23 protein-coding genes are annotated in these 20,748 nt (G+C 61.1%); 7 read left to right on the forward strand and 16 right to left on the reverse strand.

Annotated elements, in window-relative coordinates; all coding sequences use genetic code 11:
- Positions 1 to 5 precede the first annotated feature (5 nt).
- The 3 genes from SIAM614_RS18060 to yddG form a co-directional block, all read right to left on the reverse strand.
- A complete protein-coding gene (locus SIAM614_RS18060; RefSeq protein WP_006936751.1) occupies positions 6 to 212 on the reverse strand; it encodes a DUF1737 domain-containing protein in 207 nt (68 codons plus the stop codon).
- A gap of 17 nt (positions 213 to 229) precedes the next feature.
- On the reverse strand, positions 230 to 1,114 hold the full coding sequence (locus SIAM614_RS18065; protein WP_006936752.1) for an HpcH/HpaI aldolase/citrate lyase family protein: 885 nt from the start codon (positions 1,112 to 1,114) through the stop codon (positions 230 to 232).
- Between the two features lie 133 nt (positions 1,115 to 1,247).
- Entirely contained in the window at positions 1,248 to 2,165 is a 918-nt protein-coding gene (yddG, locus tag SIAM614_RS18070) for an aromatic amino acid exporter YddG (protein ID WP_006936754.1), read from the reverse strand.
- 202 nt (positions 2,166 to 2,367) lie between these two features.
- Here yddG and SIAM614_RS18075 point away from each other — a divergent pair, with 202 nt between their 5' ends.
- A complete protein-coding gene (locus SIAM614_RS18075) occupies positions 2,368 to 2,829 on the forward strand; it encodes a GNAT family N-acetyltransferase (protein WP_040440579.1) in 462 nt (153 codons plus the stop codon).
- A gap of 71 nt (positions 2,830 to 2,900) precedes the next feature.
- Here the strand turns inward: SIAM614_RS18075 and SIAM614_RS30690 are convergent, their stop codons facing one another.
- Positions 2,901 to 3,950: a DUF2125 domain-containing protein gene (locus SIAM614_RS30690; RefSeq protein WP_050789422.1), complete on the reverse strand. Its 1,050-nt coding sequence runs from the start codon at positions 3,948 to 3,950 to the stop codon at positions 2,901 to 2,903.
- Between the two features lie 151 nt (positions 3,951 to 4,101).
- Here SIAM614_RS30690 and SIAM614_RS18090 point away from each other — a divergent pair, with 151 nt between their 5' ends.
- Entirely contained in the window at positions 4,102 to 4,620 is a 519-nt protein-coding gene (locus tag SIAM614_RS18090; RefSeq protein WP_040440580.1) for a gamma-glutamylcyclotransferase, read from the forward strand.
- 30 nt (positions 4,621 to 4,650) lie between these two features.
- Here SIAM614_RS18090 and SIAM614_RS18095 read toward each other — a convergent pair whose 3' ends face one another.
- Entirely contained in the window at positions 4,651 to 5,307 is a 657-nt protein-coding gene (locus tag SIAM614_RS18095) for a GntR family transcriptional regulator (RefSeq protein WP_040440581.1), read from the reverse strand.
- Between the two features lie 250 nt (positions 5,308 to 5,557).
- On the opposite strand from SIAM614_RS18095, the gene SIAM614_RS18100 reads away from it, so the two are divergent.
- Entirely contained in the window at positions 5,558 to 7,018 is a 1,461-nt protein-coding gene (locus SIAM614_RS18100) for an NCS1 family nucleobase:cation symporter-1 (protein WP_006936778.1), read from the forward strand.
- Between the two features lie 91 nt (positions 7,019 to 7,109).
- Here the strand turns inward: SIAM614_RS18100 and SIAM614_RS18105 are convergent, their stop codons facing one another.
- The 4 genes from SIAM614_RS18105 to ftsE form a co-directional block, all read right to left on the reverse strand.
- Positions 7,110 to 7,919: a lysophospholipid acyltransferase family protein gene (locus tag SIAM614_RS18105; RefSeq protein WP_208984029.1), complete on the reverse strand. Its 810-nt coding sequence runs from the start codon at positions 7,917 to 7,919 to the stop codon at positions 7,110 to 7,112.
- Positions 7,920 to 7,943: 24 nt separating this feature from the next.
- Complete coding sequence (locus SIAM614_RS18110; RefSeq protein ID WP_208984030.1) at positions 7,944 to 8,651, reverse strand: YdcF family protein; 708 nt, start codon at positions 8,649 to 8,651, stop codon at positions 7,944 to 7,946.
- A 70-nt stretch (positions 8,652 to 8,721) separates the two neighbouring features.
- Positions 8,722 to 9,774 (reverse strand): cell division protein FtsX, encoded by a 1,053-nt coding sequence (locus SIAM614_RS18115; protein WP_006936781.1) that lies wholly within the window; start codon positions 9,772 to 9,774, stop codon positions 8,722 to 8,724.
- Between the two features lie 8 nt (positions 9,775 to 9,782).
- On the reverse strand, positions 9,783 to 10,442 hold the full coding sequence (gene ftsE, locus SIAM614_RS18120; RefSeq protein WP_006936783.1) for a cell division ATP-binding protein FtsE: 660 nt from the start codon (positions 10,440 to 10,442) through the stop codon (positions 9,783 to 9,785).
- 196 nt (positions 10,443 to 10,638) lie between these two features.
- Between ftsE and SIAM614_RS18125 the strand changes: the two genes are divergently transcribed.
- Genes SIAM614_RS18125 through SIAM614_RS18135 form a run of 3 tightly spaced genes read left to right on the forward strand, consistent with a single transcriptional unit; the run spans position 10,639 to position 12,538 of the window.
- The gene (locus tag SIAM614_RS18125; RefSeq protein WP_006936786.1) at positions 10,639 to 11,574 is read left to right on the forward strand and encodes a zinc-ribbon domain-containing protein; all 936 of its coding nucleotides are present in this window, start codon (positions 10,639 to 10,641) and stop codon (positions 11,572 to 11,574) included.
- Between the two features lie 2 nt (positions 11,575 to 11,576).
- Positions 11,577 to 12,140, forward strand: a complete 564-nt coding sequence (gene hpt, locus SIAM614_RS18130) for a hypoxanthine phosphoribosyltransferase (RefSeq protein WP_040440552.1) — start codon at positions 11,577 to 11,579, stop codon at positions 12,138 to 12,140.
- Between the two features lie 2 nt (positions 12,141 to 12,142).
- Entirely contained in the window at positions 12,143 to 12,538 is a 396-nt protein-coding gene (locus tag SIAM614_RS18135; protein ID WP_006936791.1) for a response regulator, read from the forward strand.
- Between the two features lie 353 nt (positions 12,539 to 12,891).
- Here SIAM614_RS18135 and SIAM614_RS18140 read toward each other — a convergent pair whose 3' ends face one another.
- The 4 genes from SIAM614_RS18140 to argH form a co-directional block, all read right to left on the reverse strand.
- Entirely contained in the window at positions 12,892 to 15,477 is a 2,586-nt protein-coding gene (locus SIAM614_RS18140) for a TIGR02302 family protein (RefSeq protein ID WP_040440553.1), read from the reverse strand.
- A gap of 138 nt (positions 15,478 to 15,615) precedes the next feature.
- Positions 15,616 to 16,890: a diaminopimelate decarboxylase gene (gene lysA, locus SIAM614_RS18145; RefSeq protein ID WP_006936795.1), complete on the reverse strand. Its 1,275-nt coding sequence runs from the start codon at positions 16,888 to 16,890 to the stop codon at positions 15,616 to 15,618.
- A gap of 156 nt (positions 16,891 to 17,046) precedes the next feature.
- The gene (gene lptM / locus SIAM614_RS18150) at positions 17,047 to 17,247 is read right to left on the reverse strand and encodes an LPS translocon maturation chaperone LptM (RefSeq protein WP_198137347.1); all 201 of its coding nucleotides are present in this window, start codon (positions 17,245 to 17,247) and stop codon (positions 17,047 to 17,049) included.
- 162 nt (positions 17,248 to 17,409) lie between these two features.
- Positions 17,410 to 18,795: an argininosuccinate lyase gene (gene argH / locus SIAM614_RS18155; RefSeq protein ID WP_006936806.1), complete on the reverse strand. Its 1,386-nt coding sequence runs from the start codon at positions 18,793 to 18,795 to the stop codon at positions 17,410 to 17,412.
- Positions 18,796 to 18,837: 42 nt separating this feature from the next.
- Here argH and tlpA point away from each other — a divergent pair, with 42 nt between their 5' ends.
- The gene (gene tlpA, locus SIAM614_RS18160) at positions 18,838 to 19,500 is read left to right on the forward strand and encodes a thiol:disulfide interchange protein TlpA (protein WP_006936808.1); all 663 of its coding nucleotides are present in this window, start codon (positions 18,838 to 18,840) and stop codon (positions 19,498 to 19,500) included.
- A gap of 73 nt (positions 19,501 to 19,573) precedes the next feature.
- On the opposite strand, the gene SIAM614_RS18165 is transcribed toward tlpA, so the two are convergent.
- The 3 genes from SIAM614_RS18165 to SIAM614_RS18175 form a co-directional block, all read right to left on the reverse strand.
- Entirely contained in the window at positions 19,574 to 19,786 is a 213-nt protein-coding gene (locus tag SIAM614_RS18165) for a hypothetical protein (protein ID WP_006936809.1), read from the reverse strand.
- A gap of 136 nt (positions 19,787 to 19,922) precedes the next feature.
- Entirely contained in the window at positions 19,923 to 20,183 is a 261-nt protein-coding gene (locus SIAM614_RS32065; protein WP_006936810.1) for a hypothetical protein, read from the reverse strand.
- Positions 20,184 to 20,483: 300 nt separating this feature from the next.
- Entirely contained in the window at positions 20,484 to 20,687 is a 204-nt protein-coding gene (locus SIAM614_RS18175; protein ID WP_040440582.1) for a hypothetical protein, read from the reverse strand.
- Positions 20,688 to 20,748: the final 61 nt, after the last annotated feature.

Consider the following 20,748-nt stretch of genomic DNA (forward strand, 5'->3'; position numbering starts at 1 on the left):
GGAAATCAATAATCGCCGAGTTTTATGTCGCGCGAGTATTCGACGCCATCGACTTCCTTGGTCACGGCCTGGCCGCAAATGGTCGCGCCGCGTGTCGCGTCGTAGGTGAGCGACGGAGAACCGGAAAGCTGCCAGCCCTTGTTGAGCGCCTGGGTAACCCGGTGGCAGAATTCGCTGTCGTCGATGCCGGTGATGAAACGGTAGAGTTTCATGAAAGGTCTCTTGTGTATCAGGTCCGGGCCGCGATGGCGTCGGCGATGGCGATCACCCGCTTGCCCATGTCCGCATGTAGCCTTTCAACCATCTTGCCGTCCACCTGGATTGCACCCTTGCCTGCATTTTCCGGCTCATCGAACAAAGAATTGATCTTGCGCGCCCAGGCGACTTCCTCCTCCGACGGGCTGAAAGCCGCGTGACAAGGAGCGATCTGCTTCGGGTGGATCAGCGTCTTGCCGTCCATGCCCATGTCGACACCCTGGGCACATTCGGCTGCAAAGCCTTCCTCGTCCTGAAACGCGTTGTAGACCCCGTCCAGAATGTCGATACCACCCGCGCGCGCGGCGGCCACGCAGGTCATCAGCCAGGGCGTCATGGCGGCGCGGCCGGGTGACAGGCGGGCCCTTGTTTCCTTGGCCAGGTCGTTGGTGCCCATCACGAAACAGGACAGTCTCACGGCCGGGTCCAGACCGCAGGCGCCGATAGCGCCGGCATTCAGCATCGCCAGCGGCGTTTCCATCATCGCCCAGAGTTTCAGATCCGTCGGAGCCCCCAGAAGCGACACTTTGTGCGCAACCATCTGCAGGTCGGCCGGGCTGTTGACCTTGGGCACCAGAATGGCATCCGGATTGGTCTTCACCGCCGCCGCCAGATCATCTTCACCCCAGGGCGTCTCCAACCCGTTGATGCGGATCACCACCTCGCGATTGCCGTAGGGGCGGGCCGAAACGGCCTCGACGATCTGCGTGCGCGCCATGTCCTTGGCATCGGGGGCGACCGCGTCTTCAAGGTCCAGCAGCAGGCAGTCCACGTCCAGCGTCGCAGCCTTTTCGAGCGCCCGGGCGTTGGAGCCGGGCATATAGAGAGCGGAACGGCGGGGTCTTGGCTGTGTTGTCATGGGTCGATCCTGCAAGTCGGGAAAACGGATTTCTGCTTAACCTAGTGGATCGCATCAAGTAGGGGAATTCGCCGAAGGGGGAAAGGCCGTGTTCGTGCACCAGCCAACCACCAGACGTTGGCAATGCCGCCGATCACTGCAGTTCGTCTGCCTGCGCGCTTACCGGTGCTTTCTGCCGGCGTTTGAAGATCATCTCCTTTGCGGCAATCACCGCCCCCAGCGTAATCGCCACGCAGGCGATACCGACGGCAGGCGTCAACGCCCCGAAGCCGAAGGCAATCAGCAACAGCGTGGACAGGAGCGGCGCCGAATAGGCCGCCGCACCCAGCACCTGGATATCGCCACACTTGACGCCGATGTCCCAGGTGAAAAACGCAAGCCCCACCGGAAAGGCGGCCAGCGCCAGCACGGATGCCCATTCCAGTGACGATGCGGGCAGGATCGTTTCCTCCAGTGCCAGGTGGCAGACGCCCGACAGGATCGCGGTCATCAGACAGAACCCCGCAACGGCTTCCGTCGGAACTGCGCCCAGTCTGCGCGACAGCACCGAATAGCTGGACCAGAAAAGACACGAGGCCACGGCCGCCCCATAGCCGAGCATGGAGCCGGAGGAAAAGCCGACACCTTCCCCACCGGTGATCAGAAGCACTGCACCGGCGAGACCAAGAACGGCGCCGATGACATGGTGCAGCCGCAACTGTTCGCCGGGCAGTAGTGCGGAAAACAGCACGATCAGGAGCGGCCAGGTGTAATTGATGAGATTGGCTTCAACAGGCGGCGCATTGCGGATGGCGGTAAAGTAGAAAAAGTGGAACCCGAACAGGCCGAAGGTCCCGAAAGCCCAGACGCCGAGCGGTTGACGGAGCAGCCGGGTCTTGCCGGTCAGAACCAGCCAGACCAGCGCCATGGTGCCGGAAAAGCCGAAACACAGCGTGTTGAGCAGAAACGGCGGCACCTTGCCGGAACCGGCGCCGAACAGGCCGAGGGTCGCCCACATCAGCACAGCCGTAAGCCCGATCAGCGTCGCCTTCAACCTTTGCCTGTCTGCCATTTCAGTTTCCCGTCATTTCCCGTCCATCGCTCATGGCACGAAATCGCGGCAAGCGAAAGCCTGCACACGCAGGGCATTGCCCGGGTTGCCCGCCGGGATAGATGCCGCAGGCTTTAATTCATCGAAGTCCTTGATCAGGGTGCCCGTTTCAGGACATGGTGGGGCAAAGTCACACTCAAACGATTTGCTTTCCGGGGAAATCATGACGACAACGCAAATCAGGGCCCTTCGGCTGGATGATGCACATCAGCTTGCGCCGCTTATCGCGGAAAACGCGCAGGCCTTGAAGCGCGGGGCACCGCGCCGTCCGGACGCCTACTACGCCGAACGCATTCTGACTGACAAGACCGCCGAGGTTCTGGGCGCTTTCGAAGGCGACAAGCTGGTCGGTTTCGCGGTCTTCTTCGATCTGCCGGAACTGATCACCGGCCTCAGGATCGGCCAGATGGACGACATCTACGTCCATCCCGACCACCGCAACAAGGGCACCGGCCGCAAGATGATCGAAACGCTGGTCACAGAGGGCCAGAACCGCGGCTGGCTGCATCTGCGCTGGCTCGTGCCGGGCAAGAACACCCCGGCGGTTGCGCTCTATGAAAAGATTGCCGAACCCGACCATCGCAAGAGCTACCTGATCCCGATCGACCGCATCGCCGGCGACTGACGGGGCCGCACCTTCAGAAAGGCCTCAGCCCATAAACCAGTGACGGAGCGTGGGCTGAGGCTTTCAAGTGTTCAGGATCCTGCGGGAAACAACGGCGGGATCTGGCCGAGTGGCAGAAAACCAATGCGAATAACGCCACGGTCGATCGAGACCGGCAGGGCGATGGTTCGCACACCGTCGATTTCCTTTGCGGCGGGCTCCAGGCTCTTCACCACATTCTGAAGCAGTGAAAACGTCTGATCGTCGGGCGGGAACAAAGGCTTCACGCTATTTAGAAGCGCGTCCGGATTGCCGAGGCTCAGCTCCAGAGCACCGCTTATTGTACCGTCGCCTGTGATCACCAGATTGCCGCCTGCCGAAGCCTTGCCCTCTCCGAGCGTTGCTTCGGCCAGCACGAGTTCCACCGGCAATTCGCCGCCCTGCGCCTGCACAAGCGAGAATAGATCGGCCCCGGAGAGCAGGGCGGTCCCGCCCTCGATACGGGTATGGAGACGCAAGGAAATCGTCTGCTGCAGCTCCGGCAAAGACTTGAGGCTGAGATCCTGCACCGTGACAAAGCTTTCCAGCGTTGCTGCGCTTTCAGGCTGCTTGCGCAGATGCACTTCGGATTTCTCGGCTGCAAACAGGCCCCGGGCGAGGGCGGTATCGAACGCGGCCTCCGGTTTGTCGATCACCGCATCGAACGACCCGATTGCGTTCTCGCCGAACTTCACGCTGGCACGGGCCGTCTGCCAGGTGAGGCCACCCTCCAGGCCGTTCACCGGCACAGACATGGCGGCGGGAGACCTTGCCTCGAAGATGACGTGCCAGGGATTGTAGATCAGAGCGACCGCATTGAGCCCGCCAAGCGACGCGGCGGTTCCCCGGCGGTCGGCAGAGCGCAAGTCCGCACAGGAAACTTCATACCGGAACGGATAACCGGCAATTGCAAGGTCCGCGCAGCTCACATCAAGACCCTGGTCCGCCATGCGGGCGATCTGCAGGTCGAGCTGCTCGCGCAGGACGGATTGCCCGTAAAACCAGGCGGCCGACCAGCCCGCGATCACCAGAACGATGGCTCCGGCCAGCAGAATATATCCGCGCCTGGAGGGTTTCGGTGGCTTGGTCTTGGTATCGGACACTGGGAGACACTCTCTTCTGGTTCGGTCGGTTTCCGGGCCGGCCACACTGCCACCAACGGCCATCTTCAAGACAGACGACTGCCGGAGTGCCATTGAAACGGCCGGTGCAGCTTGCTATCTCCGCAGCTGCGGTAACACAAGACAGGTCGATATGAGCGATTTTTGGGTCTTTGGCTATGGTTCTTTGATGTGGAACCCAGGATTTGATCACAAGCGCGCCGAACCGGCTCTGCTGCGCGGTGCGCATCGCTCGCTTTGCGTCTATTCCTGGGTGCACCGGGGCACCCAGCAGCGCCCCGGGCTGGTCTTCGGTCTCGATAACGGCGGCGCCTGCCGGGGCATCGCCTATCAGGTCTCCAGGGACATCTGGCCGCAGGTGCTGGAGTATCTGCGCGCCCGCGAACAGACGACCATGGTCTACAAGGAACACCATCATCACGTCGAACTCGACAGCGGCGAGACGGTTGAGGCGCTTGTCTACATGGTCGATCACAGCCACGCCCAGTATGCAGGGGCGCTGCCGCTGGAAGAGCAGCTTGAGATCGTGAGGGGCGCCGTCGGCAAGTCGGGAGCCAATCCGGACTATGTCATCAACACCGCGGCCCACCTTCAGGACATGGGCATTCCCGACACAGGTCTGGCCTGGCTGGCCGAACGCCTGAAAACCTGATCACAGCAGTGGCAACGCCTACTCCCTTTTTCAGGGAACGCCCCACCAGCGCAGCGTCTGCTCGCAGTGATACTTCAGCGCCTGCACCGCCTCGGCCTCGTTGTGCGCTTCCAGCGCGTCGATGACCGCCAGATGCTCGTCCATCGCCGAGGCGATCCGGTCGGCTAGAAACGGCCGCGCATGCTGGATCACGGCGATCCGGATGCGGTTGGCCGCGTAAGCCGCTGACAGAAGCGAGTTTCCAAGACCTTCGCCAAGGTAACTGTGCAAGGACAGATCTACCTCGATGGCCTTGGGCGGCAGGCTGACGGCGGGGCCGGTCCTTGCCGCTTCCCGCATGACCTCGTGCCGGTGGCGCAAGGCCTCCAGGCCGCTCAGATTACCCTGTGAAATGCGCCGCCGCGCGCCTTCCTGATCCAGAACCAGCCGTTCGTCGAGACATTCGCGGATGTTGTCAGCGCTTGCTTCCATCACCTGAAGTCCGCGTTTGGGCACCGTCGTCAGGAACCCTTGCGAGCTGGCGTATTTCACGGCTTCGCGTACAGGCGCGATCGGATATTGCAGAAGGTCGACGAGCTGGGACATCGACAGGAACTGGCCATTGCGCAGCGACCCGCTGCGCAAGGCTTCGACAAGCGCTTGAAAAGCCTTGTCGTTCAGCAACTCGCCATTGTTCGCGTCCTTCATTGCAGCTCCGTCGATCCGGCCTGGATGATCGCAGGTTGTCTCCACAGGCATTTCCAAGCAAAACCGAAAGGACTTGCTTGAAATTCCGCATAGTCTGTTACCTAACATGCTTTGTAAAATGTTAGATGCAAGCACAAACTTTTTGCAATGCACAGCCAAGCGCTTCCTGCGTCCGGGAGAACGCAAGAAGTCACGCGAACGTCGGGAAAGACACCAAGGCCGCCGGGGATGTGGCCGCAAGGAGGAGACTATGGCGAATTTATCTGGCAAATCGGGTCCGCGAGACGGAGGTCTCTACAACGAAGACCTCGCGCCGATCCCGGCTTCGGAGCGCAAGTGGGGCGCCTTCGAGATCTTCAACGTCTGGAACAACGATATCCAGAGCCTGTTCGGCTACACCCTGGCCGCATCGCTGTTCATCACCTACGGCCTCAACGGCTGGATGGTCTTCGCGGCGATCGTGCTGGCCGGTTTCTTCGTCATGGTGCTGGTCAATCTCACCGGCCGGCCGTCAGTAAAGCACGGCGTGCCCTATCCGGTGATCGCGCGTGCCTCGATGGGGGTCTACGGCGCCCGTTTTCCGGCTCTGGTGCGCGGCATCGTCGCCATTTTCTGGTACGGCGTGCAGACCTATTTCGCCTCGACAGCGGTCGCCTTGCTGTTCAACACGCTGATCGGCAGCGAAGGCGGAGCGGAATTCCTGGGCATGACAGCTGTCGGCTGGATTTCCTATCTCATCGTCTGCGTCTTCCAGGTTGCCCTGTTCATGAAGGGCATCGATTGGGTCGGCAAGTTCCTGAACTGGGCAGGCCCGTTCGTCTATATCGTCATGATCGCGCTGTGCCTGGTGATCTGGTGGAAAGCCGGCAACGGCATCTTCGCCGCCCTCGGCACCATCTTTGAAGGCAGCGAAGCATCCGATCCGCGGGGACCCGTTGCGGCCTTTGTCGCAGTGGTTGGCACGATGATCGCCTATTTCGCCGCCGTCGTGATCAACTTCGGCGATTTTTCCCGCTTCGTTTCGGATGAACGCGCCATGAAGCGCGGCAACTTCTGGGGTCTGCCGGTCTCCATGGCGTTCTTCTCGTTCATCGCCCTGTTCGTGACCGCCGGCACCGTCGTGCTGTTCGGCGAAAAGCTGGTGAACCCGGCCGACATCGTCGACCGTGTCGACAACGTTCTGCTGACGCTGATCGCCGCCATCACCTTCTTCGCGGCAACTGTGGGCATCAACCTGGTGGCAAACTTCATTCCGCCGGCCTATGACATTGCCAACCTCAACCCGGAGAAGATCTCGGCCAAGACCGGCGGCATCATCACCGCCGTCATCGCCTTCTTCATCGGCGCGCTGTGGGTGTCGGTCATCTCGAACATCGGCATTGCCGCTTTCGTCGACACGCTTGGCGCCTTCCTGGCACCGCTCTACGGCATTCTGGTCGCGGACTACTACCTGGTGCGCAAGCAGAACATCGATGTCGAGGCGCTGTTTTCCTCCGATCCGGAGGCCCGCTACCACTACAACAACGGCTGGAACATGAAGGCGATCTTTGCCTTCGCCATTGCCGCACTGTTCTCGGTGGCAACCGTGTGGGTTCCGGCCCTGTCGGAACTCTCCGGCTACGGCTGGGTCATCGGCGCGGTTCTGGGCGGTGTGCTGCATCTGGGCCTGATGCGCCTGCAGACGGCAGAAGCCGGCAAGGCAGCGCATTAAGGCAGCCGGAAGACAGGTTCAGGTGGGTCATCGCACCTGAACCTCGCCTTCAAACTGAAAGACCGCCTCAACGCGTTGGGGCGGTCTTTTTTCAGGCCGGTTGTGCCTTGCGGCGTGTGTCGACGTCCTCAAGCACCGGGGAGGGCTTGCTGGCCGCGCGGGCTTCCTCGATCAGCCGGTCGCTGGCCGCTTCGATTTCCGTGACCATTCTGCCGTAAAAGGCGTTCGGGGCCAGACCCGGTTCGATCGGTGGCAGGATCTCGACGATCACCGTACCCGGATAGACCTTCCACGAGGCACGAGGCCAGTAGAGGCCGGCATTGTGGGCAATCGGCACCACCGGGCATTTCAGGTCGCGGTAGAGATGGGCAATCCCGAACTTGTATTTCGGCTCGGCCCCGGCGGGCCGGCGTGTTCCTTCGGGAAAGATCAGGATCTGGCGCTTTTCAGCAATCGCCTGTTTGGCGGCCTGCATCATCGCAGCCAGCGCTTCAGTCCGCTTGCCGCGGTTGATCGGGATCTGCTTGAACTTGGCCGTGTACCAGCCGAAAATCGGTATCCAGCGCAACTCTCGCTTCAGGATGAAGGTGGGGCTTCTGAACAACGGTATCATCGCCACCGTTTCCCAGGCGGACTGATGTTTCATGGCGGCAATGAAACCGCCTTCTGGCAGGTTTTCCCGCCCCCGGACTTCCACCTTGATGCCCGCAAACACGCGCATCAGCAGCTGCAGCACCCGCGACCAGGTCGGCACTACCCACCAGCCCCAGCGGCGCGGCAGTAGCATCACCGGCGCGAACAGGATCATCAGCAGCAAGGTGACGGTATAAAACAGGATCTGGAAAAGGGTAGAGCGCAGAAAAACCATGGCACCGCAAAGACTGGTCGTAGGTGAAGTCACCGCTCGGCCATGGCCCGACTGCTGTCAGCGCATACCCTGCACGGTAATCCGGAGTCGGGCGAGGATATACTTCACATATTCGCGCATGAGAAGCCGCATCGTTGCCGGTTCCCTGTACCAGTGATCCAGCTTCAAGTCCTTGGAGAAGACCGGATAGGCAATCAGGGAAACATCCGGCAGGGCTCCGGCAAGTTCCACCTTGGCCCGTGGAAGATGGTAGGCACTGGTCACCACCAGCAAGGAAGAGAACCCGTTTTTCCTGACCCAGTTGGCGGTTTCCACCGCATTGCCCGCAGTATTGAGCGCAACGCGGTCAAGATCGACGCTGTTCGTTTCCAGCGGCATGTTGGATGCGGTAACGGCGGCAAGCTGTTCGCGCGTGGTCCCCGGATGAACGCCGGAAATCAGCAAGCGGTTGGCGCGTCCTTCTTCCAGAAGGCGGACGGCCTCGTTGACGCGGGCGTGCCCACCCGTCAGCACCACGATGGCATCCGCATTGGCAGTGGCCGGCACCCTGGCGTTGGCGACCTTCTGGGCGAACATGGCAAACTGCCCGGCGGTTCCGGCCAAAAGAGCCGTAACGACCGCGACGAACAGGACCCTGAGGCCAAATCGCTTCTTGCGCGTATCGCCCGTGGTGGTGCTCCTGCGTGCTGCGCGCTGGTCCTGCGATTTGGACACACGCCGTTCGCCAACGACGGCACTTCCGTCGTCCAGAACGGGGTCTAACACTGTGTCAGCATGGGTCATGGCGCGACTATGATAAGTGATTCGGCCAATTTCACGGCATTGTGTGATAAAATCAATCCACTTTCGCCAGATGGGCCTTGACTGCGAGACCCGAAGTAAGGGCTGTCAGGATCGCCACGAGGAACACCACGCCGAACACACCGAGGTAACCGGGCAGGCTGACGGAGATGCCGCCGAAGAGAGCCGACATCTGATCGGAACCGGCCTGGCCGGAGCTCTGCCGGGTGAGCATGTCGACCGTGAGAAAGCTCAGGATCGCCGCGACACCGCCGGAAACGCCGCCCTTCAGACCCAGCATCAGGAAGTGCCGCTGGAATTCACGCGCGATGAAGCCATCTTCCGCACCGACGAAATGCAGAACGGAGACGACGTCCTTGTTTCCGGCCATGGCCGCCTGCGTCGCGAAGACGACGCTCAGGACCATCGAGCCGAGCACGAGCACCATGATGGCAAAACCGCCAAGCACCACGGCACCGGCCATGGCCGACAATCTTGACGTCCAGACCGAGTGATCGTCGACGCTTGCACCGGCCACGGTCTGGGAGACCATGTCGCGCAATTGCGACAGGTTCAGGAGTTCCGGATCTCCGACGGTGATCTGGATGAGCCGCGGCACCGGCAGGCCGTCAAGCTGCAGCCCTTCGCCAAGCCAGGGTTCCAGCAACGCCTTGGTTTCGGCATCCGACAGGGCACGAACGGAATCGATGCCCGGAAACTCCTGCGCGAGCGCAACCGCCTTGTCGATTTCCCGCAGCATGTCGACGCCTTCGGTCGGTCGGATCTGGATGGTGATCTCGCGCACCAGATCGTTCTGCCAGGCATCGGCAGCATCCCACACCACCGAAACGGCGCCCACCGTCAGACAGGCCAGAAAGCTCATGATGGCAACCACAAGCGTAAGCGCCCGCCCGGCAACGGCCTGCGGCGGCACAATCGCCGCGGAGGGGCGCAATTTGGCGTCGTCTCCCTGGGGCGCCTCGTTTTTCGGCTTGGGTGCGGCCTTGCGGGCCGGCTTGCGGCCACGCTTCGGACGTTCCATCCGCCTGGGCGGACGGACGCTGGAAGCGCTCGCCTGTTTTTTGTCGGTGTCGTCGGACTGAACCATTATGCCGCCTAATCGAAAATTGAGAGGCGCCCGTCCGCAAGCACCATGCGCCGGGCGTCCACCTGTTCCAGCAGCGCGATATCATGGGTCGCGATGACGACAGACGTGCCGAGTTTGTTCAATTCAATGAAAAGGCGCAACAGACGGCGTGCAAGTGGCGGATCCACGTTACCGGTCGGCTCGTCGGCAAGCAGCATCTCCGGGCGCGTGATCAGCGCCCGCGCGATCGCGGCGCGCTGCTTTTCCCCGCCGGACAGCACCGGCGGCAGAACATGCATACGGTCGCCAAGCCCGACCCATCGCAACAGATCGATCACGTCGGAACGATACTCGGATTCATCCTTTCCCACCACACGCAGCGGCAGGGCGACATTTTCATATGTCGTCAGATGGTCCAGCAGCCGGAAATCCTGAAACACCACACCGATCTTGCGCCGGAGTTTCGGCAATTCCTGCTTGTCGATCACGCTCAGGTCGCGGTTGAACACCTTGATCAACCCACGGGTCGGACGCAGGGACATGAACAAGAGCCGGATCAGACTTGTCTTGCCCGCCCCGGAAGGCCCGGTCAGGAACTGAAACGACTGCGGCTCGATCTGAAAGGTCAGATCGCGCAGGATTTCCGGTCCCATTCCGTATCTCAATCCGACATTTTCGAAGCGGATCACAAAATTACTCCTGTTGATGGCCTGAACGCTATAGCCTGGCCGTTAACGGTGCATTAATCATATAAAGGTCCATTAAGGACCTGAAAGCCCGTCATAGGATTTGCTTGGCCCTTGTCCAATATTTCGTGCCGGATTTCGACCCCCCGGGGTTCCGAAGTGAACCGATAGAGCATGCCATGGCGAAAGGTCTTCGCACATGAAGATCAAATGTCCGGACTGCAGTACGTCCTACGAGATTAAGGTAGAGGCCCTTGGCCCGGAAGGGCGCAGCGTCAAATGCGCCAAGTGCGGCAACCGCTGGTTCGTTTCGCCCGACGACGACGAAGAAGGCGAGGTCGCGTTCAGCGCCAAGACCGGCGACGGCACTGCATCCCCCACGGTAGAGGAAGACCCCGAACAGGACGAAGCCGAGTGGGCCGCCGACGCCGAGGAAGAAACCTTCGACGCGGAACCTGAAGACGAGGACGACGCGCCTGCCGCCGCCATTCCCGAACCGGCTGCTGCCCGCACAGCCAGCGACGAGGCGAAATTTACCGCGGACCTTGAGGAAGACGCCCGGTCGGCCGGGCTGGAGAACAAGGCCGACATTGAATCCCTGGCCAAGCGGCCGAAAATCATAGTCAACCCGAACAAGTTCCGCAGAGACCAGATCGGCGCGATCCTGAACTGGCTGGTCCGGCGCAACTATCGGCGCATCGGCGGCGTCGCGCTGTTTGGCGTCGCCGTAGCGGTCTGCGTCATGTTCGTTCTCATGCGCGACACGCTGGTGAAGCAGTCTCCTGACCTCGCCAGTCTGTTCGGAATGATCGGATTTGAGGTAAACCTGCGCGGACTGGAATTCCGCAACCTGCGCACCTTCACTGAAGTCGAGGACGGCAAGAAGGTTCTCGTGGTCGAAGGGTCGATCCGCAATCTGCTCGACGAGCTCAACTCCGTTCCCGCGGTGCGTCTGTCGATCCGCGGTGCCGACATGCAGGAAGTTTATGCCTGGACGGTGGAACCCAGAACAAAAACGCTAAACGCACTGGACGAAACCCGGTTCAGGACGATATTAGCCGACCCTCCGAAAACCGCCACCGATATCCAGGTGCGGTTTGTTGAACGCGGCCAACGCCAGGTAGTTCTAGAGTGACCATGACATCACATATCCATACTCTGTTCGATGAAGACGCCATCGCCCAGCGCGTTAGCGCACTCGCAGAGGAAATCGCCGAAGGCAAACCGCAGAACCTGCTGGTCGTCGCCGTGCTGAAAGGCAGTTTCATTTTTGCGGCCGACCTCGTCCGGGCCATGCACCGGGCCTCGCTTCAGCCGGAAATGGAGTTCATGCACCTGTCCTCTTACGGGGCCGGCACCGAAGGCTCAGATACCATCCGTATTTTGCGCGATGTTGAAAGTGACGTTAACGAGCGCGATATAATTTTAGTGGATGATATCCTGGAATCTGGCCGCACACTCGCCTTCGCGCGGGAGCGGCTGCTGAACAGAGGCGCACGCTCGGTAAAGATCGCAGCTTTGCTGGATAAACCCGAGCGCCGTAAAGCTGCCATATCTGCCGATTACGTTGGTTTTGCCTGTCCTGATAAGTTTGTCGTCGGATATGGTATGGATATGGGCCACGCTTGGCGGCAGTTGCCCTATATTGGATACGTTGTCGCCCCGGACGACGGAGCGGCAGACGGCAACACGGGAGAGTGAGCATGGCTCGCATTCTTCTTACTGAAGACGATGAAGCTGTCCGCAGCTTCGTAAAGCGTGCCCTGGAGCTTGACGGTCATTCCGTCGAAGCGGCCGAGGATGGCGGCGAAGCCGTCGAAGTTCTGACCCGCGAGAAGGGCAGCTTCGATCTGCTGCTGTCCGACATCAAGATGCCCGTCATGGACGGCATTGCCCTTGCCTTGCACGCAGCCCGCGACTACCCGCGGATGCCGATCCTTCTCATGACCGGCTTTGCCGACCAGCGCGAACGGGCCAACGGCCTTGAAACCCTGGTGCATGACGTGGTCACCAAGCCATTTTCGCTGGCTGACATTCGCAAGGCCGTGCGCAACGCCATTTCCGGCGATCTGCCGAGCGAGACCCGCCGCTACGCATAAGGCTTCCGGCCATGGCTCCGAAACCCAAGACCCCGCTTCGGCGGGGTTTTTGTTTGGGCTTCTCACGCCGGTATTTTCCATTTCCCTTCAGAACACAGTGAAGTGCGCAAGCGGCCGATCCTTCGAGACAGCGCTTCGCGCTTCCTCAGGATGAGGGTGATCTTGTGGCAACGAGATATCTGAATGTGGCTGGGCTCTCCGCGGGGCCTACAAAAGGCCTCACCCCAAAAGTCAACCTCATCCTGAGGAGCGCACGTGTGCGCGCCTCGAAGGGTGGGCCACAAACACAAACATCACCGTCAAAAACAACTGACCCCGCCAAAGCGGGGTCATGAACCTTTTTTCGAAAAGGCCTAGTACCGCTTCAGCAGCCGCTCCAGATAATCGAGCTCGAGCTGCGGCCGGGACGGATCTGAGAAACGGCGGCGGAGCTCTTCCAGGATCCGGCGGGCCCGCTGCACGTCGATCTCGTCCGGGATACGCACCCGGTTGTTGAAATCCGGGCCTTCGGTGCGCCGCGGGCGGCCAAGCGGGTCCTCGTCCATCGGCGAGGGACCGTTGGGCGAGCCCGCACCTTCACCCTGGCCCATCATCTGCTCGGTGAGGCCTTGTGCGCCACGCCGCAGCGCGTCGAGGGCATCGCCTTGCTCGCCAAGCGCCTGCTGACCCTGACCTTCACCCAGGGACTGCTGCGCCTCGCCCATGGATTCGCCCGCCTCGCCGAGCGCCTGGTTCTGGCCCATGCCGTTCTGGCTGAGCTGATCCATGAGTTCCTGAAGCTGCTGCGCCAGCTCACCCTGGCCTTCCTGCAACTGCTGCAGCATCTGCTCAAGCTGTTCCTGGGTCAGTTGCTGGCCCTGACCTTGCTGCTGCTGTTGCCCGGGCTGCTGTTGCTGGCCACGGCGCTGTTGCTGCTGGTCCTGGTTGAACTTGTGGGTCTCGTCCATCAGCTGCTGTTGTCGCTGGATCATTTCACCAAGCTGGTTGAGCATTTCCATCATTTCGCTGGACATGCTGTTGGGCATCATCTGCGGGCGGCCGGCCTGCAGGTTTTCCAGCATCTGCTGCATCTGTGCCAGCAGTTCGCGAGCGGCATCGCGCGAACCGGTGCGCGCCAGTTCCTCGATGCGGTCCAGCATTTCGCTCAGATCCTGCTCGCTCAAGGTCTGCTGATTGCCATCAAAGGGCTGCATGGCCTGCGGGTTCTGGCGCATCTGCTCGGCCAGCGCCTGCATGTATTCGTTCAAAGCTTCGCGCAGTTGCTGGGTCAGCTTTGCGATTTCCTCGTCGCTCGCCCCTTCCTCCAGCGCCTTGCGCAGGGCTTCCTGGGCATCGCGCAGCTTGCGTTCGGCTGCCGACAGGTCACCATCCTCGATCGACAGGGCCAGATCCCACAGAAGCGGCAACAGGGCTTTCAGCTCCTCATCGGTTCGGGCATTCACCAGAGCCCCATAGGCAAAACGCATGCCCAGGTAGTTGCGCGGCTTGAAGTCGAACATTTCCGGCGCCAGCATCAGGGCGTCGAACGCGATGATGACCTGATCCTGGCTTTCGGCATCGAGCGCCAGATTGCGGCGCTGCTCGACAACGGCGCGTGCCAGAGGCTTGCCGAAGCGGCGCTGGGGCAGGGTGATGCGATAGGCAGGCGACAGGCCTTCCTGGCCCGCCTGATCGCGTGCAAGCAGCGACAGGTTGACCTCAGAGCCTGCCCAGGGATGGGACGTCAGATCCCGGATGGTTTCCGCGGTCTTGGCCGTTCCGGCACGCGCCGGCAGCGACAATGGAAACTGGGGAGCCTCCACAAGCGGCCTGGGTGCCCGGTTGTCGTGATCCGGATTGGGAAGCGGAGCGATGCGGGCTTCGGCCGCCACGACGCCGTAGTCGTCATTGACCAGATAGGAAAACTTGAGCGCGCCGCTGAGCTGTTCTTCAGGATCGTCCGTCAAGCGGATACTCGGCGCATCATCCGGCTTCACCGCAAAGACGTAGCTCAACAGAGGCTCTTCCCCGTTAAGCAGCTCGACGATACCGGTGGTTTCCAGTTCGAGCCGGCGTTCGACCGGCAGAAGCGCCTTCAGGTCCGGGTCTTCGTTCTCCGTGCCGAGCTCGGGTTCGATCACCTTTGGCTCGGTGTCTTCCGCGCGGGCATAGGTCATCTTGAGATCGCGTGCACCCTGGGTGCGAACCACAAGTATGGAGCCTTCCGGCACCGAGATCGGCGTGCCGGGATCGCGCAACTGGGCACTTTCACCCGTCAGATAAATCGGCGGCTCGCTGGTGTAGAGCGGCGGCGTGACCCAGGCATCGAGACGGCTGGGAGCTTCCACGGTCTTAAACGGGTTCTGGAAGGCCGAAACCAGCCGGCCGAAATGATCGCCACTGGCTGTCGAAAAGCCGATCAGAAGCACGCTGGCAGCCAGAACACGAAGCGCCCAGGGATCGCGGCGGAAGGCCTGCGGATCCGGCGCCTTGGAGCGGATGGCGGCAACAGCTTCTGCCGTGCGCCGCTGGTGCAGAGCCCAGATAGCCTGGCTTTCGCGGTCGCGCGCACCCACCGACAATTCGTCTTCCAGCGCGGTCAGCGGACGGTGGGTACGGCCGGAGGATTTTTCAACGCGGGCAAGCGCGTCCTCGCGTGTCGGCCAGGTCAGGCGGAAAAGATCCCGAGCCGCCCAGATGATGGCAGCGGCGAAGACAAGAAGACCGAGCGGTCCGGCCCAGGCTGGCAGCACCAGCCACAGACCGAGCCAGGAAAGCCCGACGAAGAGGCCAAACACCACAAACACCGGCAGCAGGGCGCGCCAGAGGCGTTCGATGAACAACGCACGGCGGCTCTGGCCCACCAGCTTGTCCAGCCGGGACCGGATCATAGCCCGCCAGCCGCTAGCTTCGGGAGAAATCTGACGGTCTTGATCGGGGTCGCTGTCGCTCGCGCTCAATGGCACCTCCGGTTTTGCCCCCCGAACTGCCCGTTTCGCCGGAAACGCAGCCCGCTGGACATGCCCACCTTACAATAAGGTGAGGCATAGCGAGCTGTCCGGCAACCTGTCGGTTCAACTAATTGTCGGCCGATTTGTTCACGAACCCTTGAGCCAATCCGGAATCCGGTCCAGACCGAGCAGATCTTCGTAGCTTGTCCGCGGCCGGATAACGGCAAATTGGTCTGCATTTACCAGTACTTCGGGCACCAGCAGGCGCGTATTGTAGGTGCAGGACTGGACCGCGCCATAAGCGCCGGCCGAATAGACCGCCAGCATTTCCCCGGCCTTTACACTGGGCATATCCCGGTTCTGGGCGAGAAAATCACCGGTTTCACACACCGGACCGACGATGTCGGCCTTGATTCGGTCTGTTTCTTCCGCCGGTTCACGCACCGGACGCACCTCGTGATAGGCTTCGTAAAGCGTCGGCCGGATGAGATCGTTCATGGCCGCATCGACAATGACGAATTTCTTGTCGGCGCCATCCTTCACGTAGATGACCTCGGTCACCAGGATACCGGCATTGCCCGCAATCATGCGGCCCGGCTCGAACATGACCATGCAGTCCAGTTCGCGCACGTGCTTCTTGACCACCTGCGCATAGGCATCTGGATGCGGCGGCGGGTTGTTGTCGGTGATATAGGGAATGCCCAGGCCGCCGCCGAGATCGACATGATCGATCGTATGGCCCTGGGAGCGCAGATCCGCGATCAGGTCGCCCAGGCGCGCAAACGCATTGTCGAAGGGCTCCAGCTCCGTGATCTGCGAACCGATGTGCATGTCGATACCGGTGACCTTGATGCCGGGCAGAGCCGCTGCCTCGGCATAAACGTCGCGGGCGCGCTGCCAGGGAATGCCGAACTTGTTCTCGGCCTTGCCGGTCGCAATCTTGGCGTGGGTCTTGGCGTCGACATCCGGGTTGATGCGCATGGACACCCGCGCGGTCTTGCCCATCTCGCTGGCCACCCTGGAAAGCTGGCGCAACTCAGGTTCGGATTCGACGTTGAAGCACAGGATGTCTTCCTGCAGCGCATAGGCCTGTTCGGCCTCGGTCTTGCCGACACCGGAAAAGACGATCTTCGACGCGGGAACGCCGGCTGCCCGCGCGCGCCGCAATTCGCCTTCCGAGACCACGTCCATGCCGGCGCCAAGCTGTGCAAGCGTCTTCAGCACTGCCTGGTTGGAATTTGCCTTCATCGCGTAGCAGACCAGCGACGGGATATCGCTGAACGCGGCGGCAAACACCTGGTAGTGACGGGTCAGCGTCGCCGTGGAATAACAATAGAACGGCGTCCCGACCTCACGCGCGATCGTTTCGATCGGCACGTCTTCGGCAAACAATTCGCCATTCTTGTAATCGAAGTGATGCAAGGGAAGGCCCTCATGCGGCTGGATCAGGTTCAGTGCCCGGCAGGTGACCGGACCGTGCGACAACTGATCGGCATTGAAACGATGGAGCATCCCGGGTGCCTCGGCACATCCGGCTTGGCTCCGCTGCGCAGCCGGATATTCCGCTGCGCCTGTGGTTTATCGGATCAGAAAATCCAGGAAAAAGGACTTGTCGCTCTCCGGGGCCTCGGGCTGAACCGGAGCTGCCACGGCGGGATCAACCGCGGTGTCCGCCTGCTCAACAGGCATCCCCGGAGTGTCCAGCCCGCCCTTGCGGCCACACCCTGCCAGGGTCACGCTCAGGCAAAGACCGACCAGAGCCAGGGTTTTGAACCGCATTGTCATCACCATTATGCCTTTTAGGATCGACTGCCCCGCGCCCGGGCGGACGCGGGAGTTTTTACAAAGTCACACGCTGGTCCTTCTCCTCGCATGACACGGCGCTTTCGGCAAGACCAGTTCGCGCCGTGCCGTGGCTGAGAGCGGACCTTCAGCAGGCCATCAGGCCTTGGCCAGGTCCTTCAGCCAGCGGCGCGCCTGCTTGCGCACGTTTACGGGCGACGTGCCGCCATAGCTGGTGCGGCTGCGCACGGATTTGTCGACGGACAGCACCTGGAAGATCTCGTTGGTGATCTTCGGCTCCACCGCCTGCATCTCTTCCAGCGAGACCTTGTGCAGCTCGATGCCCTTGTCAACGGCAATCGCCACGATGCGGCCGGTCACGTGATGGGCATCTCGGAACGGCAGGCCGAGAACGCGCACCAGCCAGTCGGCCAGGTCCGTCGCGGTGGAATAGCCCGAGCCTGCGGCTTTTTTCAGCGCCTTGGTGACGGGCTCCAGATCGCGGATCATGCCGGTCATCGCCGCAAGCGCCAGGGAAACACTGGCCAGGCCGTCGAAAGCCTGTTCCTTGTCTTCCTGCATGTCCTTGGAATAGGCAAGCGGCAGGCCCTTCATCATCACCAGAAGCGCTTGCAGTGAACCGTAGATACGGCCGGACTTTGCACGCACCAGTTCCGCTGCATCCGGGTTCTTCTTCTGCGGCATGATCGAAGAGCCGGTCGAGAACTTGTCGGACAGTTTGACGAAGCCGAACTGCGCCGAGCACCAGATGACGATTTCCTCGGCAAGGCGTGACAGATGCATGGCTGTAAGGGAAGCTGCCGCCAGCGCCTCGATGACGAAATCGCGGTCGGACACGGCGTCGAGCGAGTTTGCCGACGGCCGGTCGAAGCCGAGCGCCTTGGCGGTCATGTGCCGGTCGATCGGGAAGGACGTGCCGGCCAGCGCGGCTGCACCAAGCGGGCATTCGTTCATACGCTTGCGGGCATCGCGCACACGGCCGCGGTCACGGCCGAACATTTCGACATAGGCCAGCATGTGATGGCCGAAGGTCACCGGCTGGGCGGATTGCAGGTGCGTGAAACCGGGCATGACGTCGGCGGCATGCGTTTCCGCCTTTTCCGCCAGCGCCTGCATCAGGTCACCGAGCTGATCATCGAGCGTGTCGAGCGTGTCACGCACCCACAGACGGAAATCGGTCGCCACCTGATCGTTGCGCGAGCGCGCGGTGTGCAAGCGCCCGGCCGCCGGGCCGATCAGCTCGGCAAGGCGCGCCTCGATATTCATGTGAATGTCTTCAAGCGCACGGGAAAACTTGAACTCGCCGCTTTCGATCTCTGACAGGATTGTGTCTAGACCTTGAACAATCTTGTCGGCATCGTCCCGCGTCACAATGTCTTTTTCGGCCAGCATGCGCACATGGGCTTTCGAGCCGTCGATGTCCTGCTTATATAGCTTCCGGTCGAAGTCGATGGAGGCGTTGATCTCCTCCATGATGGCGTCCGGTCCCTCAGCGAACCGGCCTCCCCACATGCGATTGCTCATGTCCTGTCCCTTAGAAGGCGCCCCCTTGCGGGGTGTGAACGAATGACAAAGCCAACCGAACCAGCAAAATCCAACAGACGCGGCATTATTGCCGCCGGGCTTGCGGGCGCAGTGGCCGCCGTAGCGGCTCTATACGTGATCGCTGGACCGAATGGCAACATCGCCGGTGCGCAAAGCTGTTCGGCAGCACTCGATTTGGCTGCCGCCGCCAAGCCTTTTGCCACGGGAGAGGTGGCCGCCTTCCTGCCGGCGAGCGCACCGCTGGACCTTCAGCACCTGACGTTCAAGGGCCCGGACGACAAGCAGATGGCGCTGTCGGATTTCGGTGGCAAGACCGTTCTCCTCAATCTCTGGGCAACCTGGTGCGCACCGTGCCGGAAGGAAATGCCGGCGCTGGATGAACTTCAGGCGGAAATGGGGAACGAGACCTTCGAGGTGGTCGCGGTCAATCTCGACCGGGGCGGGCCGGAAAAACCGAAAGACTTTTTGAACGAGGTCGGCGTCGGCAACCTCGCCTTCTATCAGGACAGTTCGAACGATCTTCTGAAGGACCTGCGCAAGGTTGCCCGGGCAACCGGCCTGCCGACAACCATTCTGGTAAGCCCGAAGGGCTGCGAGATCGGCACCATGTACGGCCCTGCCGAGTGGGCCTCCGGCGAGGCCAAGGCGCTTATTAAAAACGCAATGGCGGCCCCGGACGCCTGACGTCCGGCTGCCGCCAGAGATGAGAATATCTAAGACCTTCGGGGAACCGGTGGAAGTGTGATCTTCCGCCGGATCAGACGCTGATATCGACTGCGTTGCCCAGACCCGGAATACGGCGGGATTCGCGCCGGTCTTCTTCCTGCGTCGCCTGCGCCTTCTCCAGCCGCTCGGCAACCTGGCGCTCCTGCTGGTTCTGGTCTTTGACCGCATTGGCAGCAAGTTCGCTACGAACACTTGCAGCGCTGTAGGCAGCCGAGGAAGAGGAACTGTCGATAGCACTCGGCATGATGGGTTACTCCTTCGCCGTGGTGATGAGGCTTGTCCGTGGCCGAGGTTCACCCGTCATCCTGACACTCGGGTGCATCGGCTTTTTGTTCGTTCGTCTTGCGCTTGCAGATAGCCCGTCCGGGTCCTGCGCCGCATCAGGCCAGGATGTTGACCTGAACGCCCACGCCATTTTCCAGCTGGCGCGTTTCGGCACGATCTTCCAGTTGCTCAGCCTGCCGGCTCAGAAATTCTGCCCGGTTGGTGCTGAAGCTTGCCTGGCGCTGAGCGATCTCGGCGGCCGCTTCGGAGCGCTTTGTCTTGAACGCTTCAGCTTGCTCTGCAACCTGGTTCGCACGCGCGTTGGTCGTGTTCGGCTGAAACGCCTGGGATGATCCATATCCTATTGCATCTGGCATCGTCGCTCCAATCCTTGGATACGATTTCGAAGATTACCATGCATGAAATAGCTGAATTCAAAGGTAAATTTCCAAAAGAACTCGCGCAGTTGCTGACTCTTTTGCTGATTTTATCGAAACAATTTACTTAAAACTTTACGGAATAAAGAATAACCATAGGAAGGATCTGAACTTTCCGAAGCACCCTTCAAAGGACAAGTTGTGAGCGCAACCCGAAAAAAGATCCTCCGAAGTCCAACGAAAACGGCCCGCGTGGAGCATTTCCGCGCGGGCCGTTAAGAAAATCGGAAAGGAAAAGGATCAGGCGCTAACGTCCACCTGTCCGCCAAGACCGGGGGGCGGTGCGGCTTGCTGAGCCTGAAGATTGTCGGCGCCCTGCTGCAGCAGCGCCACCAGATTGGCATCTTGCTGCGCGGCCATCTTCATCATCTTTGTCTGAAGCGTCTGGGCTGTCTGTGCCTGTTGCTGGGCCACGAAAGTGGTGGCTATGCCAACGCTGTCCATCATTAACTCCTGAGGTTGTGGCCACACTACCCCCCTACCCTTAATCAGGTGTTAACGATGT

Origin of the sequence: Roseibium aggregatum IAM 12614, assembly GCF_000168975.1 — a bacterium.
GTDB classification, from domain to species: Bacteria; Pseudomonadota; Alphaproteobacteria; order Rhizobiales; family Stappiaceae; genus Roseibium; species Roseibium aggregatum.

Bases quoted from the DNA above. Each gene is read 5' to 3' on its own strand.
- SIAM614_RS18060 (WP_006936751.1), bottom strand. From the start codon at position 212: ATGAAACTCTACCGTTTCATCACCGGCATCGACGACAGCGAATTCTGC.
- SIAM614_RS18065 (WP_006936752.1), bottom strand. From the start codon at position 1,114: ATGACAACACAGCCAAGACCCCGCCGTTCCGCTCTCTATATGCCCGGC.
- yddG (WP_006936754.1), bottom strand. From the start codon at position 2,165: ATGGCAGACAGGCAAAGGTTGAAGGCGACGCTGATCGGGCTTACGGCT.
- SIAM614_RS18075 (WP_040440579.1), top strand. From the start codon at position 2,368: ATGACGACAACGCAAATCAGGGCCCTTCGGCTGGATGATGCACATCAG.
- SIAM614_RS18090 (WP_040440580.1), top strand. From the start codon at position 4,102: ATGAGCGATTTTTGGGTCTTTGGCTATGGTTCTTTGATGTGGAACCCA.
- SIAM614_RS18095 (WP_040440581.1), bottom strand. From the start codon at position 5,307: ATGAAGGACGCGAACAATGGCGAGTTGCTGAACGACAAGGCTTTTCAA.
- SIAM614_RS18100 (WP_006936778.1), top strand. From the start codon at position 5,558: ATGGCGAATTTATCTGGCAAATCGGGTCCGCGAGACGGAGGTCTCTAC.
- SIAM614_RS18115 (WP_006936781.1), bottom strand. From the start codon at position 9,774: ATGGTTCAGTCCGACGACACCGACAAAAAACAGGCGAGCGCTTCCAGC.
- SIAM614_RS18125 (WP_006936786.1), top strand. From the start codon at position 10,639: ATGAAGATCAAATGTCCGGACTGCAGTACGTCCTACGAGATTAAGGTA.
- hpt (WP_040440552.1), top strand. From the start codon at position 11,577: ATGACATCACATATCCATACTCTGTTCGATGAAGACGCCATCGCCCAG.
- SIAM614_RS18135 (WP_006936791.1), top strand. From the start codon at position 12,143: ATGGCTCGCATTCTTCTTACTGAAGACGATGAAGCTGTCCGCAGCTTC.
- lptM (WP_198137347.1), bottom strand. From the start codon at position 17,247: ATGCGGTTCAAAACCCTGGCTCTGGTCGGTCTTTGCCTGAGCGTGACC.
- argH (WP_006936806.1), bottom strand. From the start codon at position 18,795: ATGAGCAATCGCATGTGGGGAGGCCGGTTCGCTGAGGGACCGGACGCC.
- tlpA (WP_006936808.1), top strand. From the start codon at position 18,838: ATGACAAAGCCAACCGAACCAGCAAAATCCAACAGACGCGGCATTATT.
- SIAM614_RS18165 (WP_006936809.1), bottom strand. From the start codon at position 19,786: ATGCCGAGTGCTATCGACAGTTCCTCTTCCTCGGCTGCCTACAGCGCT.
- SIAM614_RS32065 (WP_006936810.1), bottom strand. From the start codon at position 20,183: ATGCCAGATGCAATAGGATATGGATCATCCCAGGCGTTTCAGCCGAAC.
- SIAM614_RS18175 (WP_040440582.1), bottom strand. From the start codon at position 20,687: ATGGACAGCGTTGGCATAGCCACCACTTTCGTGGCCCAGCAACAGGCA.